The organism is Paraburkholderia sp. UCT31 (genome assembly GCF_014397655.1).
Taxonomy (GTDB): Bacteria; Pseudomonadota; Gammaproteobacteria; order Burkholderiales; family Burkholderiaceae; genus Paraburkholderia; species Paraburkholderia tuberum.
This window is the reverse complement of the sequence record NZ_VZQP01000014.1, coordinates 1-16,410: the sequence shown is the minus strand read 5'-3', so window position 1 is coordinate 16,410 and position 16,410 is coordinate 1. Positions and strand designations below refer to the sequence as shown.

The 16,410-nt window shown below is 64.8% G+C and carries 17 protein-coding genes; 13 read left to right on the top strand and 4 right to left on the bottom strand.

Translation table 11 applies throughout. The features are described 5' to 3' along the window. Positions 1-423 precede the first annotated feature (423 nt). The 10 genes from mltG to F6X40_RS13995 all read left to right on the top strand — a co-directional run bounded on the left by mltG (position 424) and on the right by F6X40_RS13995 (position 10,148). A complete protein-coding gene (mltG, locus tag F6X40_RS14040; RefSeq protein WP_184063529.1) occupies positions 424-1,434 on the top strand; it encodes an endolytic transglycosylase MltG in 1,011 nt (336 codons plus the stop codon). Beyond that, positions 1,434-2,054: a dTMP kinase gene (gene tmk / locus F6X40_RS14035; RefSeq protein WP_184063526.1), complete on the top strand. Its 621-nt coding sequence runs from the start codon at positions 1,434-1,436 to the stop codon at positions 2,052-2,054. The genes mltG and tmk overlap by 1 nt, the downstream gene beginning before the upstream one ends. 95 nt (positions 2,055-2,149) lie before the next feature. Beyond that, on the top strand, positions 2,150-3,193 hold the full coding sequence (locus F6X40_RS14030; protein WP_187628259.1) for a DNA polymerase III subunit delta': 1,044 nt from the start codon (positions 2,150-2,152) through the stop codon (positions 3,191-3,193). Between the two features lie 49 nt (positions 3,194-3,242). Further along, complete coding sequence (locus F6X40_RS14025) at positions 3,243-3,770, top strand: GNAT family N-acetyltransferase (protein ID WP_187628258.1); 528 nt, start codon at positions 3,243-3,245, stop codon at positions 3,768-3,770. Between the two features lie 30 nt (positions 3,771-3,800). Next, entirely contained in the window at positions 3,801-4,592 is a 792-nt protein-coding gene (locus F6X40_RS14020) for a TatD family hydrolase (protein ID WP_187628257.1), read from the top strand. Between the two features lie 52 nt (positions 4,593-4,644). Beyond that, positions 4,645-5,376, top strand: coding sequence for an ankyrin repeat domain-containing protein (locus F6X40_RS14015; protein WP_187628256.1), 732 nt, complete (start codon positions 4,645-4,647; stop codon positions 5,374-5,376). A 185-nt stretch (positions 5,377-5,561) separates the two neighbouring features. Next, a complete protein-coding gene (locus tag F6X40_RS14010; RefSeq protein ID WP_187628255.1) occupies positions 5,562-5,918 on the top strand; it encodes a Rap1a/Tai family immunity protein in 357 nt (118 codons plus the stop codon). An 82-nt stretch (positions 5,919-6,000) separates the two neighbouring features. Then, on the top strand, positions 6,001-7,224 hold the full coding sequence (locus tag F6X40_RS14005) for a mechanosensitive ion channel family protein (protein ID WP_187628254.1): 1,224 nt from the start codon (positions 6,001-6,003) through the stop codon (positions 7,222-7,224). A 186-nt stretch (positions 7,225-7,410) separates the two neighbouring features. After that, entirely contained in the window at positions 7,411-8,823 is a 1,413-nt protein-coding gene (gene otsA / locus F6X40_RS14000) for an alpha,alpha-trehalose-phosphate synthase (UDP-forming) (protein WP_187628253.1), read from the top strand. Between the two features lie 257 nt (positions 8,824-9,080). Beyond that, complete coding sequence (locus F6X40_RS13995; protein WP_187628252.1) at positions 9,081-10,148, top strand: glycosyltransferase family 4 protein; 1,068 nt, start codon at positions 9,081-9,083, stop codon at positions 10,146-10,148. Positions 10,149-10,352: 204 nt separating this feature from the next. Here the strand turns inward: F6X40_RS13995 and F6X40_RS13990 are convergent, their stop codons facing one another. From F6X40_RS13990 to F6X40_RS13980, 3 genes are all read right to left on the bottom strand, one after another. Next, complete coding sequence (locus F6X40_RS13990; protein WP_187628251.1) at positions 10,353-10,940, bottom strand: YSC84-related protein; 588 nt, start codon at positions 10,938-10,940, stop codon at positions 10,353-10,355. Between the two features lie 384 nt (positions 10,941-11,324). Continuing rightward, positions 11,325-11,774, bottom strand: coding sequence for a hypothetical protein (locus F6X40_RS13985; protein WP_090804804.1), 450 nt, complete (start codon positions 11,772-11,774; stop codon positions 11,325-11,327). A gap of 237 nt (positions 11,775-12,011) precedes the next feature. Further along, entirely contained in the window at positions 12,012-12,311 is a 300-nt protein-coding gene (locus F6X40_RS13980; RefSeq protein ID WP_184063499.1) for a PsiF family protein, read from the bottom strand. A gap of 39 nt (positions 12,312-12,350) precedes the next feature. Between F6X40_RS13980 and F6X40_RS13975 the strand changes: the two genes are divergently transcribed. From F6X40_RS13975 to F6X40_RS13965, 3 genes are all read left to right on the top strand, one after another. Further along, positions 12,351-12,608: a hypothetical protein gene (locus F6X40_RS13975; protein WP_187628250.1), complete on the top strand. Its 258-nt coding sequence runs from the start codon at positions 12,351-12,353 to the stop codon at positions 12,606-12,608. A gap of 148 nt (positions 12,609-12,756) precedes the next feature. Beyond that, positions 12,757-13,056, top strand: coding sequence for a YciI-like protein (locus tag F6X40_RS13970; RefSeq protein ID WP_187628324.1), 300 nt, complete (start codon positions 12,757-12,759; stop codon positions 13,054-13,056). A gap of 580 nt (positions 13,057-13,636) precedes the next feature. Beyond that, positions 13,637-14,812 (top strand): transposase, encoded by a 1,176-nt coding sequence (locus F6X40_RS13965; protein ID WP_187628249.1) that lies wholly within the window; start codon positions 13,637-13,639, stop codon positions 14,810-14,812. A 69-nt stretch (positions 14,813-14,881) separates the two neighbouring features. Here F6X40_RS13965 and F6X40_RS13960 read toward each other — a convergent pair whose 3' ends face one another. Continuing rightward, positions 14,882-16,381 carry a mannose-1-phosphate guanylyltransferase/mannose-6-phosphate isomerase gene (locus F6X40_RS13960; protein ID WP_187628248.1) on the bottom strand — a complete coding sequence of 500 codons (1,500 nt, stop codon included), beginning with the start codon at positions 16,379-16,381 and terminating at the stop codon, positions 14,882-14,884. Positions 16,382-16,410: the final 29 nt, after the last annotated feature.

Genomic DNA, 16,410 nt, shown 5'->3' with positions numbered 1-16,410 from the left:
CGGCTGTGCCCATATTGTGACCATGTTGGCGTGTTCTGCCAGAGGGTCCGGCGCAAGATGGGCGGGCACCCGACGTGCTTGGGTATTTCGCGGCGGCGTGCAGGTCGCCCCTGAACCGTCGTTTGAAACTGTCAACAACGGCCAAAAGCGGCAGGAGCCGAAAAGGCGTTTGGTCGGGAATTGTCGAACCTTTGAAACTTTGACCTATGTTGTGACAGCGTACGACTCGAGTAGCATCAGACCGACGCCAGCGGATTTCATATTGTTTTTTCCGGCCGTGACCATCTGGTGCCCGCATCTATACAATACAGGTCGCAAAAGGCCGAAAGGGCTGCAAAACGGCACAGTCTCAATGTTGACCGACGCAAGACTTTCCCGTTAAAAATCAGTTCGTTGCCATCTAAACGCTAATTCTTTCCTGTCGTGTCCCTTCTGAAGAAATGTTTCGTCGCCGGCGCGCTCGTCGTTGTGCTGGCTGCGGCGGCCATCGCCGCTGGATACTACTGGGCCACCCGCCCGCTCGAATTGACCCCGGCGCAACTCGACGTCACCGTCAAGCCGCACAGCAGCCTGCGCAGCGTCGCGCTGCAGCTCAATCGCGGCGGCGTGCCGGTCGAGCCCGAGCTGTTCATCGCGATGACGCGGTTGCTCGGGCTGCAAAGCGAGCTGAAGTCCGGCAATTACGAGTTCAAGAGCGGCATCACGCCCTACGAGGTGCTGCAGAAAATCGCGCGCGGCGACGTCAACGAATATGTGGCGACGGTCATCGAAGGCTGGACCTTCAAACATATGCGCGCTGAACTCGATGCCAATCCCGCGCTGAAGCACGACACGCTCGGCATGAGCGACGCCGATCTGATGAGCGCAATCGGCGCGCCCGAGGCGTCGATCGGCAACGGCGAAGGGCTGTTTTTCCCGGATACCTACCTGTTCGACAAGGGCACGAGCGACCTCGACATCTATCGCCGCGCTTACCGTCTGATGCGCGTGCGTCTCGACGAGGCGTGGCTCTCGCGCGCGCCGAACCTGCCGTACAAGTCCCCGTACGACGCGCTGACGATGGCGTCGATCGTCGAAAAGGAAACCGGCAAGGCGTCCGACCGGGCGCTCGTCGCCGCAGTGTTCGCCAACCGTCTGCGCGCCGGCATGCCGCTACAGACCGACCCGACCGTGATCTACGGAATGGGCGACAGCTACGCCGGCCACATCAGGAAGAAAGACCTGCAGACCGACACTCCATACAATACCTACACGCGGATGGGCCTACCGCCGACGCCGATCTCGCTGCCGAGCGTCGCGTCGCTGCAGGCGGCGATGAACCCGGCGCAAAGCAACGCGCTGTACTTCGTGTCGCGCGGCGACGGCAGCAGCATCTTTTCTGACACCCTCGGCGAACACAACAAGGCCGTGGACAAATACATTCGAGGGCAATGATGGCGCGCGGCAAATTCATTACGTTTGAAGGCATCGACGGCGCGGGCAAGACCACCCATCTGGGCTGGTTCCGCGAACGGCTCGAGGCGAAGCTCGCGCCGAGCGGCCGCTCGGTCGTGATGACGCGCGAGCCGGGCGGCACGCCGCTCGGTGAGCAGATCCGCGATATCGTGCTGCATCAGAAGATGGATCTCGAAACCGAGGCGCTGCTGATGTTCGCGCTGCGCCGTCAGCATCTGGCCGAGGTGATCGAACCGGCGCTCGCGCGCGGCGATTGGGTGCTGTCCGACCGTTTTACCGATGCCACTTTCGCCTACCAGGGCGGCGGCCGCGGCTTGCCGCGCGACAAGCTGGAGACGCTCGAGCGCTGGGTGCAGGGCGGTTTCCAGCCGGATTTGACCGTGCTGTTCGATTTGCCGCCCGCCGTCGCCAACGAGCGGCGCAGCGCGGCGCGCAATCCGGATCGTTTTGAGAGCGAGTCGGCGGCGTTTTTCGAGCGCACGCGCGCCGAATACGTGCGCCGCGCCGAAGAAGCGCCATACCGATTCGCTATCATCGACTCTTCGCAGAGCATCGTTCAGATTCAGAGGCAGCTTGAGGAGTTGATTGCAACCCTCTGATTCAAAATAGATATAACCGCTTCTTATAATCTCGTGCGAAGTTCACTCGACATCTGAAGTAGCGCCTACAACCGATTGATTCAAAAAGACAAACGATGATCTATCCGTGGCAAGCCGATGACTGGAATCGCCTGCAGCAGCTGCACGGCCACTGGCCGCACGCATTGTTGCTGCACGGCCAGGCGGGCATCGGCAAGCTGCGTTTCGCGCAGCACCTCGCGCAGGGTCTGCTGTGCGAGGCGCCGCAACCGAACGGCGAGCCGTGCGGCGCGTGCGTGGCCTGCAACTGGTTCGCGCAGGGCAATCATCCCGACTACCGCATCGTCGTGCCGGAGGCACTCGCCGCCGAAGCCGGCCTCGCGAACGCCGCGAACGGCGCCGACGACAAGGCCGAAAAAGCCGATGGCGACGAAGGCAAGAAGACCCGCACGCCGAGCAAGGAAATCAAGATCGAACAGATCCGCGGTCTGCTCGACTTCGTCGGCATCGGTTCGCATCGCGGCGGCGCGCGCGTCGTCGTGCTGTATCCGGCCGAGGCGCTCAACGTCGCGGCCGCCAACGCGTTGCTGAAGACGCTGGAAGAGCCGCCCGCGGGCGTCGTGTTCCTGATGGTGTCGGCGCGCCTCGACCGTTTGCTGCCGACCATCATTAGCCGCTGCCGTCAGTGGCCGATGAGCGTGCCCGCGCCGGACACCGCCGCGCAGTGGCTGGCCGCGCAAGGCGTCGACGACGCCCGCGCGCTGCTCGCCGAAGCAGGTGGCGCGCCGCTCGCCGCGCTCGCGCTCGCCAGCGACGAAAACCGTCCGCTGCGCGACTGGACGCTCAAGCAGCTCGCGGCCGGCGCCGGGTGCGACGCATTCGCGTGCGGCGAGGCGCTGCAGAAGCTCCCTGTGCCGCTCGTGCTCGGCTGGCTGCAGCGCTGGATGTACGATCTGCTCGCGCAGCGCACCGCCGACGCGCCGCGCTATTTCCCGCAGGCGTCGGCCGCGCTCACCCGCTGCGCCACCCAGGCCGACGCCAATGCATTCGCGCGTTTTCTGCGCACCGTCACGCGCCAGCGCGCGGTCGAGAACCATCCGTTGAACGCGCGGCTCGTGTTCGAGGAACTGTTCATCGGCTATCGCGCGCTGTTTGCGTGAGCCCGCAGCCGGACAGCCTTGCGTCTTTTTTTCATTCAAGCCAACCGCCATGAGCCTTTCCTACCGCGACGCCACGCTCGACGATCTGCCCGCGATCGTCGCCATCTACAATTCGACGATCCCGTCGCGCCAGGTCACCGCGGACCTCGAGCCGGTCAGCGTCGAGAGCCGGCATGAGTGGTTTCATGCGCACAGCCCGCAGAAGCGGCCGCTGTGGGTGGTCGAAGATCCGAAGCAGACGGGCCGCGTGATCGCGTGGCTCAGCTTTTCCGATTTTTATGGCCGGCCGGCTTATCAGCGCACCGCCGAAGTCAGCATCTATCTCGACGAAAGCGCGCGCGGCCAGGGACTCGGCAAGCAACTGCTGGCGGCGTCGCTCGAGGCGGCACCGGGTCTTGGCATCGATACGGTGCTCGGCTTCGTGTTCGGTCACAATGAAGCGAGCGTGCGGCTGTTCCGCGGCTTCGGCTTCGATGCATGGGGCACGCTACCGCGCGTCGCGGTGCTGGATGGTGTCGAGCGCGATCTGGTGATTCTTGGCAAGCGTCTTGCGCACGCCAACTCGCACGCCAACTGAGCGCAAGCCCCTTTTTCGCAGGACCTGACCATGTTTGTCGATTCACACTGCCACATCAACTTCGAAGGACTCGCGGACCGTCTGCCGCAAGTGCTCGAAAACATGCGCAGCCATTCGGTCTCGCACGCGTTGTGCGTGTCGGTGGATCTTGAAACGCTGCCGTCGGTGCTGGACATCGCCAGCCGCTATGACAACGTGTACGCGTCGGTCGGCGTGCATCCCGATCACGAGCACATGCGCGAGCCGAGCGTAGCCGAGCTGGTCGAACTGGCCGGGCACCCGAAGGTCGTCGCGATCGGCGAAACCGGGCTCGATTACTACCGCCTCGAAGGCCGCTCGATCGCCGACATGGAGTGGCAGCGCGAGCGCTTTCGCACGCACATCCGCGCCGCGCACGCGACCAGCAAGCCGCTGATCATCCACACCCGCTCGTCGTCGGAAGACACGTTGCGCATCATGGCCGAGGAGCGCGCCGGCGTGCCGGGCGGCGTCATGCATTGCTTCACCGAACCGTGGGCCATCGCCGAGCAGGCGCTCGCGCAGAATTTTTACATTTCGCTGTCGGGCATCGTCACGTTCAAGAGCGCGACGGATGTGCAGGACGTCGCGCGCCGCGTGCCGCTCGACCGTCTGCTGATCGAAACCGACTCGCCGTACCTGGCGCCGGTGCCGTATCGCGGCAAACCGAATGAACCTGCGTACGTCAGTTATGTCGGACGCTTCATCGCGCAGCAACGCGAGATGCCGGACGAGGCGCTGGCCGCCGCCACCACGCAAAACTTCTTCAGACTGTTCGGACTCGCCGCGCCGGCCGGAATCTGAGCCAAAAAGCCGCGTAACATCAAAGGGATAGGAAGATTTCCTAAAGTACCATATGAAAAACATTTCGACGTCGTCCGCTGATTTCCAACCGCTGTCCGCCGGGTCGGCCGCCCGGGCTCTCGCGCCGGCGCGCCGTCTCGCGTGCGCCGCCGCGCTCGCGTGCGCGGCGCTCGTCGCGGTGCCCGCGCATGCGGCGCCCATCGACTCGCTGATCAAGTCGGTCAAGTTCGACGACGTCGACGGCGTCAACAAGCTGCTCGCGAAGGGCATGGACCCGAACAGCGTCGACAATCAGGGCATCCCGCTGCTCGTGATCGCCGCGCGCGAGAAATCCGACAAGGTCGCGGCCGCGTTGCTTGCGAATCCAAAGACCGATATCGAGATTCAGGACAAGGCCGGCGAAAACGCGCTGATGATGGCGTCGCTGGTCGGCGACCTGAACCTCGTGAATCTGCTGATCGCGAAGGACGCCGAGGTCAACAAGAAGGGCTGGGCGCCGCTGCACTACGCGGCCGCGAACGGCCACGACGACATCGTCAAGGTGCTGCTCGACCACTCGGCCTACGTCGACGCGGGCTCGCCGAACGGCACCACGCCGCTGATGATGGCCGCGCGCGGCGGCCACGTTTCTACCGTCAAGCTGCTGCTCGACAACGGCGCGGACCTGTCGGTGAAAAACCAGATCGGCATGACCGCGCTCGATTTCGCCAAGACCTACAAGGAGCCGGACGTCGTCGAAGGGCTCACGGCGCGCATGCAGCAGACGCAGCAGCAGAAGCAATGACGTTTTGTCGGCAGGCGCCTCGCCATGCCGTGCCGCTTTGCAGCCGTTTTGTCCGAGCCGCGCGGCTGCCGGCCTGCTGCCGCCGCGTAAAACAGTGCAGAATGACGACTTCGGCGCGCCGCGTAGCGCGCCGTCCGGACGCGGCAGAAAGACCGCGTGAATAAACAACCCTGGAAAGGAACACCATGCTGCGGGCTTTGATTTTCGCCGGCGCGCTTGCCTTGCCGCTTTCGGCAGCCGCGTTTACGGGAGGCGACCTCAACAAGCTGTGCACCAAGACGGACGTGGCTTCGCGTAGCGCCTGCGCGGCCTACATCGAAGGCGCGGCCGACGGCATCTTCAACACGATCGACGCGATCGGCGGCACCACCGGTCCGCGCGTCGGCCAGTACTTCTGCCTGCCGGCGGATGCGCGCTCGGCGCAGTTGACCGACGCGGTGCGCAAGTACATCGCCGAGAACCCGAACGCCGCGGGCTACAACGCGAGCACGGCGATTTCGCTGGGTCTCGGCAAGGCGTTTCCCTGCAAGAGCGGCGGCTGATCGATAAGCGCGGCGCATCGAAGAACCCGTTGTAACGCGCAGGCGCGCCGCCGCTCATCGAGCCCGGAGGAAGATGCCCGTTATGCCTACTATCGACGACTTCTACCGCGTGGCGGCCGCGCCGCTGCATACGTGGCTCGGCACGCTGATCGTGACGGCCATCGTGGCGATCGTGGCGAGCGGCATTCACCGCTTCGGCGCGCGCATCGTGAAGCGTCTCGCGCGGCCGCACGCGCTGACGAGCGTCGTGCTGCGCTACATCGACAAGCCGTCGCTGTTCGCCCTCGTGATCCTCGTGTTCGCGTGGGTCTGGTCCGAGGCACCCGACACCCTCAACTTCATCGAACCGGTGCGCGACATCACCGGCATCGCGCTGATCGCCGCGCTGACGTGGCTGTCGGTGCGCTCGGCCGCGGCGATCGGCGAAGCGATCATCCGCGCCCATCCGCTCGATTCCGCCGATAACCTGCAGGCGCGCCGCATCCATACGCAGGCGCGCGTACTCGCGCGCTCGGTGATGATCGTGATCGTGATCATCGGCGTCGGCGGTGCGCTGATGACCCTGCCCAACGTGCGGCAGATCGGCGCGAGCCTGCTGGCGTCGGCGGGTGTCGCCGGTCTGGTCGCCGGTATCGCGGCGCGGCCGGTGCTCGGCAACCTGATCGCCGGTTTGCAGATCGCGCTGTCGCAACCGATCCGCCTCGACGACGTCGTCGTGATCCAGGACGAGTGGGGACGCATCGAGGAGATCACCGGCACGTACGTGTCGGTGCGGCTGTGGGACCAGCGCCGTCTGATCGTGCCGTTGCAATGGTTTATCGAAAATCCGTTCTCGAACTGGACCCGCAGCAGCTCGCAGATCATTGGCACCGTGTTCCTGTTCGTCGATTACCGGATGCCGCTCGCGCCGCTGCGCGAGGAGCTTGCGCGCATCGTCGAGAACGCGCCCGAGTGGGACCGTCGCGTGCAGGTGCTGCAGGTGACGGACTGCACCGAGCGCGCGATGCAGTTGCGCGCGCTCGTCAGCGCGCCCGATTCCGGCCTTGCGTGGGATCTGCGCTGCCGTGTGCGCGAAGGGCTGCTCGATTTCGTTCATCGGCATTACCCGGAATACCTGCCGCGGACGCGTGCCGAGGTGTCGGCGGAGCTGGAGACGAGCGGCGCTGGCCCGAGCGACTGGCTGCCGCGCAGCCGGCAGGCGCCAGCCGGCAGCACCGCAGCGCATACCGAAGCCGATCCGGTGGCGAGCCGCATCGGCCGCACTGGCGCGGGCGAGGTCGCGCAGAAGGCGAAGGAGCAGGCTTAGCCGGGCGTTGCGGATCGCGAATCGCGCGTGGCGAGTGGTAAATCGCGAGTCGGGTATCGCGAGCGGCGAGCGGCGACCGCCCTCGGCAAGCCCGGCGATGCGTGGGCACGCTGATTGCTGCTCACGGGCGCGCCACGCCTGCTCAGGCGTCGCGGCGCATCGCAAGAATGACGGAGGACATGCACTATGGGCCGATTGATCGTCGTGTCGAATCGCGTCGCGACGCCGACGGAGACCAAGGGATCGGCGGGCGGACTCGCGGTCGGCGTATTCGGCGCGCTGAAGGATGCAGGCGGCGTCTGGTTCGGCTGGAGCGGCGACGTAGTCAGCGAAACGGTCGCCAACGCGGGGCCGATGCTCGAGCAGGACGGCGCGGTGACCTTCGCAACCGTCGGCCTCACGCGCAAGGACTACGACCAGTACTACCGCGGCTTCTCGAACGCGACGCTGTGGCCGGTATTCCACTACCGCAACGACCTCGCGCGCTACGAGCGCGAGGAGTACGCGGGCTACCGGCGCGTCAACGCATGGCTCGCTCACAAGCTGGTCAAGCTGCTCGAACCCGACGACATCATCTGGATTCACGACTACCATCTGATCCCGTTTGCCGAGGCGCTGCGCAGCGAGGGCGTGACGAACCGCATCGGCTTCTTCCTGCATATTCCGTTTCCCGCGCCGCAGATCCTGCTCAACATTCCGCCGCACGAGGAACTGGTGAAGTCGATGTCGTGCTACGACCTGCTCGGCTTCCAGACTGCCACCGACCAGCAGGCATTCCACGACTACGTGACGCGTCACGCGCGCGGCACGGTGAGCGCGGACGGCGTCGTCGAGGCGTTCGGGCGCAAGCTGCGCACCGGCGTCTACCGGATCGGCGTGTTCCCCGACGAAATCGCCGAGCAGGCCAAGCGCTACGAAAGCCGCCAGCACGTGCTCGAGCTGAAGCAAAGCCTCGAGGGGCGCAAGCTGGTCATGAGCGTCGACCGGCTCGACTATTCGAAGGGACTGGTCGAGCGCTTTCGCGCGTTCGAGTTGCTGCTCGAACGCTCGCCCGAATGGCGCGGCAACGTGACGCTCGTGCAGATCGCCCCGCCTACGCGCTCGGACGTCGCGACCTATCAGAAGATCCGCCAGGATCTCGAATACGAGGCAGGGCGCATCAACGGCCGCTACTCGGGGCTCGACTACACGCCGATCCGCTATCTGAACCAGCAGTACGACCGCTGGAAGCTGATGTCGCTGTTTCGGGAGTCGCAGATCGGCTTCGTCACGCCGCTGCACGACGGCATGAACCTCGTCGCGAAGGAGTACGTGGCCGCGCAGAATCCCGACGATCCCGGCGTGCTCGTGCTGTCGATTTTCGCGGGCGCGGCCGCCGAGCTCTCTGGCGCGCTGCTCGTCAATCCGCACGATGCGATCGGCATGTGCGAGGCCTTGCAACGTGCGCTGCAAATGCCGCTCGACGCGCGCCAGCGGCGTCACGAGATCAACATGGCCGCGCTGCGTAAGAACGATCTCGGAGTGTGGCGCGACAGCTTCCTCAGGGATTTGCGCAGCATGCCCGTGCGCGGGTCGGGCGAGGGCGGCGGCCACCAATGACGGCGCGGCGACGGCCCAAAGCCCGCGCAAACCCGGCGCGTGGCCGCGTGTCACCGGATGTAAGCCGTTTGTAACAGCACCGAGCAATTGCAAGACCTGCGGCTCTTCGACCGATGCCAGGGAATAATTCCCCGTAGCGACGATGCATGCGACGCTTAGGGACCGCGCGCATTGTTCCGACGTCATGGCGCTGTCATACTCGGCGTCGCCGACGGCATCGCGATTGCGCGCCAGCCGCCGGCTCACGGAGACACAATATGAAGATTGCGCAGATCGCCCCGCTGACCGAATCGGTGCCGCCGAAGCTCTACGGCGGCACGGAGCGCGTCGTGTCGTACATCACCGAAGCGCTGGTCGAGCAGGGCCACGACGTGACGCTGTTCGCGAGCGGCGACTCCGTCACGAGCGCGAAGCTCGAAGCGGTGTGGCCTCGCGCGCTGCGGCTCGATCCGGGCATTCGCGACCGCATCGCGCCGCATATGCTGTTGATGGAACTCGTGCGCCGCCAGGCCGAAGAGTTCGACGTGCTGCATTTCCACCTCGACTACTACTCGTTCTCGGTATTCAAGCGGCAGGACACGCCGTTCGTCACGACGATGCACGGCCGGCTCGATCTGCCCGAGCAGCAGCCGGTGTTCGACACGTTCAACACCGCGCCCGTGATCTCCATTTCGAACGCTCAGCGTCATCCGCTGCCGCAGGCGCACTGGCTCACCACGGTCTATCACGGCTTGCCGGCGCAGCTCTATACGCCGCAACCGGTCGAGCAGAAGTACCTCGCGTTTCTCGGCCGGATTTCGCCGGAAAAGCGCGTCGATACGGCGATCCGCATCGCCGGCCGCTGCGGCATGCCGATCCGTATCGCCGCCAAGGTCGATGCGGCCGATCGCGAGTACTTCGAGCGCGATATCCGGCCGTTGCTCGACCTGCCGTACGTCGAGTACATCGGCGAGATTGCCGATCATCAGAAGGCCGAGTTTCTGTCGGGCGCGCATGCGCTGCTGTTTCCGATCGACTGGCCGGAGCCGTTCGGTCTCGTGATGATCGAGGCGATGGCTTGCGGCACGCCGGTGATCGCGTTCAACCGCGGCTCGGTGCCCGAAGTGCTCGAAGAGGGCGTGACCGGGTTCATCGTCGAGGACGAGATCGGCGCGGTGGCGGCCGTGAACCGGCTGCACAAGGTGTCGCGTGCGGGCGTGCGGCGGCGTTTCGAGGAGCGCTTCACGTCGCACCGGATGGCGCGTCAGTATGTGGAGGCGTATCAGTCGGTGATTCGCGCACAGAAGCGCTCGAGGTTCAAGGTGGTCGATTCGTCGGGCGGTTGACGCGGGATCGTTGGGACCTGTCGAAGCGAAGGACGGCGGTGCGCGATGCGCGGCGCCGTTTTTTTTCGCGCGAGTTTTTCCGTTCCCGAGCGTCGGCATCGGCATCCATAACAAAAAGGCCGCGCGACGACCCGCACAGGATCCTCCGCGCGGCCTTCGCCGCGATGCGCGCAAGTGATCAGTGGAGCGCGCCGATGAGCGCGCTCAGATCTTCAGCCGCGTGACCTTCGTGCCTTGCAGCGAGACGTCGCCCATCAGGCCCGCGTTCGTCAACACGAAAACCTGCACCGGCGCGGTGGCCGTGGTCGTGTCGACGGCGCCGTTCGCGCCGATCTTCACGAGCGCGACCGATGCATCGACGCCGGCCGACCAGCCTTCCGCGTTGCGGAATTTATCGAGCGAATCCTGCGTCATGAACAGGAAGATGATCGCCTTCGACTGCGCACCCGCCTGCAGGCCGAACGAGCCCGACGCGGTGCTGTAGTAGCCGACCGTCGTGCCGCCCACCCGCAATGCGCCTTCGCCATACTGGCCGCCGACGATCAAGCCCGCCTGCAGCACCGACGGGAACACCAGCACGCCGCGCGCCTTCGACACCAGCTCGCGCGAGCCCGGCACGGTCGTGAACAGCTTGGACAGCGTGCCGTCGACGCTGGCGTCGATCGACTGTCGTTTCGAGGCGTCGACATGAGCATTGTCCGGCGTGTTGCCCGTCGTCGTGCACCCGGCGAGTGCAAGGCCTCCGAAAGCAAGCGCAGCGGTCGTCTTCAACATGAAGTGTCGTCTTTGCATCGTTTTTCTCCGTCATGGATCCGGGGCGCAACCGTCGTGGTGTCGCCTGGTTGCCTTTGAGTTATAACACAGGCTGGTGCAAAAGGCGCGTTGCGTCACAACGCGAAAAGCCTTATGGGACAAGGGTTTGAGCCTGACCGCAAGAAGTCTTCCCAGTAAATTTGACCGGCCGCGCGCGCGACTTCCAGGCACGCGTCGAGCGACGATCCGAGGGGCGACGCCGAACAGCGCCCAAGTCGCGGCGATCGTGGGGACGCTTCGGCGTGGCCGCACGATGCGCCGGTTTTTACCGATTCGCGTCGCGCGCCGGTCCATCGACATGGCAATGAGAATGTTGTTTCTGCGCGGCAAATTGCGGCGAAGTGCAAGCGGCGCGGCCGCCGCTCACCCGTGATTCGCCGGACTCTTGACCGCGGGCGGGCGCCGCAGCGCGCGGCGCACCATGCCGATGATCGCGCCGATCGCGAACAGCATAGCCGCCGGCACCATCCAATAGCCGACAAACGCGTGCCACAGATAGGCGAACAGCGTCGAGCGGCGCACGCTGTATTCGTTGATCGCGTCCTGCTGGCGCGGCGCGTTGGCGGCCAGCACGTCGGCCGGGCAGCCGGCCGCCTTGGCCTCGTCGGGCTTGCCATGGCAATGCGCGGGCGCCCCGGCGGCGCGCTGCGCCTGGGTGAAATTCCAGGTGGTGAGCGCGCGGTCGAGATCGACCGCGTTGTACGACATTTCCTCGCGGATCTCGTTGACCGCGACGATCGCCACAGGCACGGCCCAGAATATGATGACCAGCAACCACCGCCTTAACCAGCGGTTTTTGTGCTTCGATACCATCCTTGCCTCCGATCGATGCTCAGTAGCACCAACGACAAGATGGCGGCCCGCGTAGTTGTCTGGTTCTATATGAGTGAGGGTGGGCCGTCTCCGCAGCCATCATAGAAGAAAACGGCGCGTTGCGGCGGGTGGACGACGAAGCGGGGGGACTCGATCGGAGCGCCGCGTGGGCGCAACGATGCGCCGGCGCCGCGTCGATCGGAGGGCGCCGGCGTGGGGGACGGCTACGCCTTTCGCTCAGTTGGCCGGCGCCGAGGAGGACAGGCAGGTCTTCATGAAGGCCTTGCGGTCGTCGCCTTTCTTGTCGCCCGCCTGCTTGTTGCACACCTTCATCTTGTCCTGCTGGCTCATCGGCGCGGCGGCGGCCGGCTTTGCGGAAAGACAGGTTTGCATGAACGCCTTGCGCTCGTCGCCTTTCTTGTCGCCGGCCTGCTTGTTGCAGTCGGCCATCTTGGTTTGCTGGCTGTTCTGCGCAAACGCCGGCGATACGAGTACCGCACCCAACACCAGCGTAGCGATAGCGGATTGGATTTTCATGGGACACTCCATCGGTGGTGAAAACGTTTCTGATCGTTCATGCGCGCGGGCGACGACGGCATCCATGGGCCCATCGGCGCATCCATTATGGCAAATGCCGTCTGCCAGAACGGCTCAAAATGCATTCCGGTTGACAGCGGTCCGCGCTCGTTTTCCCTGAGCAGCGTGGCGCAACTGGCGCTGCGGCGTTTGAAACAATCGAATGAACGAGAGCGCGAATTTTGTCATGCAATGCAGATTGCCCGGGGCGATTATTTCAAGCTTATTGAAACGAAATTACGGTTTCCGCTATTTTGATCTATGGTTAACGGGCAATGAGAATGTTCATATTGCTGCGAATGCAACTGAATAGAAAATAGGCATGAAATTCGGTAGTCGCGGTTATCCTCAACTGCGCTCCGGTGCATGCCGCTCCCTGCCGACCCTCAACCTCGCGAGACTCACCATGCATTACCTGTTGATGTACGAGTTGGTACCTGACTATCTGGAGCGGCGCGGCGAGCACCGTGACGCGCATCTGAAACTCGCATGGGCCGCCGCCGAGCGCGGCGAACTGCTGCTGGCCGGCGCGCTCGCGGAGCCGACGGACGGTGCGGTGCTGCTCTTCACCGGCGCGTCGCCTGCGGTGGCGGAGGCCTTTGCTACCGTCGATCCGTACGTACTCTCCGGACTGGTTACGCGTTGGCGCGTGCGCGAATGGACCACGGTCGTCGGCGAGCATGCTTCGAAACCAGTGCGCCCCTAACGTCGTTCGAAGCGACTTCGTCGCTTCTGTCACGCCTCGAACTCCGCGCATGCGCGGCGGCCGCGTGTGCGCCTCCCGTTGCCTCCATGTCACCGCGCGGGCGCGTCGCAGTCCTTTCGCCGACACTCGAAACCGATGTTCACATCAACCATCAAAGTGCATAGAAATGCATGCTGGATCGGCAATTACATTTCTAAAGCCCATTCTGTTCGGTCATGCGGTATTGTGCTGTGCAATAGACAGATCCGATGCCGGATAAGCAGAGGCTTCTGTTACGGCAATACGAGAATCGACGCAGCGAAATCGACAAGATTGTTTCTATCGGTAACACTTGTCTCAACTGTACTCACGCAAAGATTGGAATGGTATGCTTCGTGCACAAATTTTCCCACGCACGAGTGAGACCGCGTTTTGTGCTTCGTAATAGGGAAGAGCCGCACCACGTGTGGGCGGGCTGCTCCAGCGAGCCGAACGGACCAAACAAATTTGTGCAACCGAGGGCCGCACACGGGTCGTGAACGCTGAGAACCCGTGGCAGGCCCAACGCCGCGGCCAGGCCAGGCCGCGTGGAGAAAATCCAATGTTTTTCGATGAGCTAAACAACGACGAATGGGCGCTGCTCGCGCCGCTTGTCTCCGACGAGCCGGCCGTCCGTCTGAACCGGCGCGGCCGGCCGCGCGCCGAACCGCGCATCGTGACGAATGCCGTGCTGTGGATCATGACCACCGGCGAGCCGTGGTCGAAGCTGCCGGGCCGCTATCCGTCCGGTCCCACCTGCCGCCGCCGCTTCGAAGAGTGGCAACTGAACGGCACACTGCTGGAGATGGTCCGTCTGCTGTCGCAGAGCGGGCGTACCTTCGCATACATTCCCCAACCGGCGCCGCCCGTTACGGCCAGACCCGCGGCACCGGTTGCGCAAACCCCGAGCCCGAGCGAAGACAATAATCTGCGCGGCGTGTCGTGGAAGAGTCCCGAGTCGTGGCAGGCGCCCGGCGTCGCGAGCGCGTTGAGCCAATGGCGTACGGCCGATCCGATCGGCGACATCACGCGGCAATTGTCGGGGCTTGCGCCGGCGAGCGCGGTGGCGACATCGGCGTTCGCGACGTCCGCAGTGGCGACGTCCGCGATGGCGGCGGAGATGCGCGTCGAACCGGCCGCATCCGGCACGGTCGACGACCCGCGCCCGTCGCTGACGCTGGGCCTCGCCCCGCGCGGCATGCAGGTCGCCGATTCGCGCGGTTATCTGATCTACGTGGTGGTCGAGGAAGTGCCGAACGCGATGTATCGCGGGTGGGCGGAGATCATCAGGGACGGCAAGCGCGTCGAGCGCTCTGGCCTCGTCGGCCCGCGCTTCGCGGATGCGCAGCACGCGCAGCAGTTCGCGCTCGACTGGGCGCGTCAGTGGATCGATCGCGAATGCGCGACCGACGCGGCGGCCACGACGATGGTCCACGCAACGGCCGCGTCCGCGTCGGCGAACCTTGCGCAGCGGTCCGCGGACCGTTCGTTGTCAGGCCTGCGTCATGCGCCGGAACCGGCATCGGTCAATGGCATCGCGAATCACCCGGGCAATCACGGCGCGCCGTTGCACGGGCCGCTGAAGCCATCACTGAATGCATTGCGCGGGCCGCTGCGCCGCTATCCGTCGGACACCGCGACCGCGGGCGGGGCAAGCACGCCCACGGTGACGACCGACAGCGGCACCGCGGAGCGCTTTTCCGCAACCTACAAAGAACTCATCTCATACGTGGGATGAGCCCGGCGGTCCCCGCGGCCGCTTTGCGCCGCCGCAGGTTCCCGCTTCGTCATTGCGACCGCTCGCGCCTCATTGCCTTCCGTACGTATCGTCGAAGCGCACGATATCGTCTTCGCCGAGGTACGAACCCGACTGCACCTCGATCATTTCGAGCGGCATCTTGCCCGGGTTTTCGAGGCGATGCGTAACGCCGAGCGGAATATAGGCCGACTCGTTTTCGGACACGATAAAGCGTTCGTCGCCGCGCGTGACGAGCGCGGTGCCGCGCACGACGATCCAGTGCTCCGCGCGGTGATGATGCATCTGCAGCGACAACCGCGCGCCCGGCTTCACGACGATCCGCTTGACCTGGAAGCGCTCGCCGGTGTCGACGGAATCGTAGTTGCCCCACGGCCGATGCACCTTGCGATGATTGGCCGCTTCGAGCCCGCCATCCTCGCGAATCCGGTTGACGATCTTCTTGACGTCCTGCACGCGTGACTTGTCGGCGACCAGAATCGCATCGGCGGTCTCGACGACGACGAGATCCTGCGTGCCGACGCAGGCAATCAGTCGTCCTTCGGAATGCGCGAAGGTGGAGTTCGCGCCTTCGAACATCACGCGGCCGCGGCTCACGTTGCGATCGGGGTCCTTCTCGCTGATGTCCCAGATCGCGTCCCACGAACCGACGTCGGACCAGCCGGCCGCAAGCGGCACGACCACGCCCGACGCGATGCTCTGATCGGCGCCGAGGTTTTCCATCACCGCGTAGTCGATCGAATTCGACGGCGAGCCGCTGAACGCATCGCGTTGCAGCCGGAAGAAGTCGCCGTCCGCCGTGCTGCCCGCAAAGGCCGATTCGCATGCTGCGTAAATGGCCGGCTGAAAATGGCGGATCGCTTTGAGCCACGTCGATGCGCGCACGATGAAAATACCGCTGTTCCACCAGTATTCGCGTGATTCGACATAGCGCTGCGCGAGTTCCAGATGCGGCTTTTCGACGAAACGGTCGAGGCGATGCGCGACGGGGCGAGCCGCTGCTGCGGTCTGCGCATCGTCAGAACCGAGCGGCGCGCCGATGCGGATATAGCCGTAGCCGGTTTCGGCACGCGTCGGCACGATTCCCATGGTGACGATATGGCCAGCGGCCGCATGCTGTACGCCGGCGGCGACCGCCGCGTGAAATCCTGCGCTGTCGGTGACCGCGTGATCGGCGGGCATCACGACCATGATGCCGTCTTCATCCTGCGCGGCGACGGACAACGCGGCCACCGTCAACGCGGGCGCGGTGTCACGGCCCGCGGGTTCGAGTATCAGCCGGCTCGGCTTGGCGCTCGTGCGCAATTGTTCGGCCGTCGTGAAGCGCTGTTCTTCATTGGCGACGACCACGAGCTGGCCGGCAAGCGGATAACCGGCTTCGAGCCCATCGAGACGGCGGGTCGTCGATTGCAGCAGCGACTCTTCGCCGAGCAGGCCGATCAGCTGCTTCGGATGCTGCTCGCGCGACATCGGCCACAGCCGGGTGCCCGAGCCGCCCGCGAGAATCACGGGATGAACCTTGAGCTTGACGCTGGTTGCGGTTGAGGGCATGGGCGATTGGGCGGGGGTGGGACGGGTGC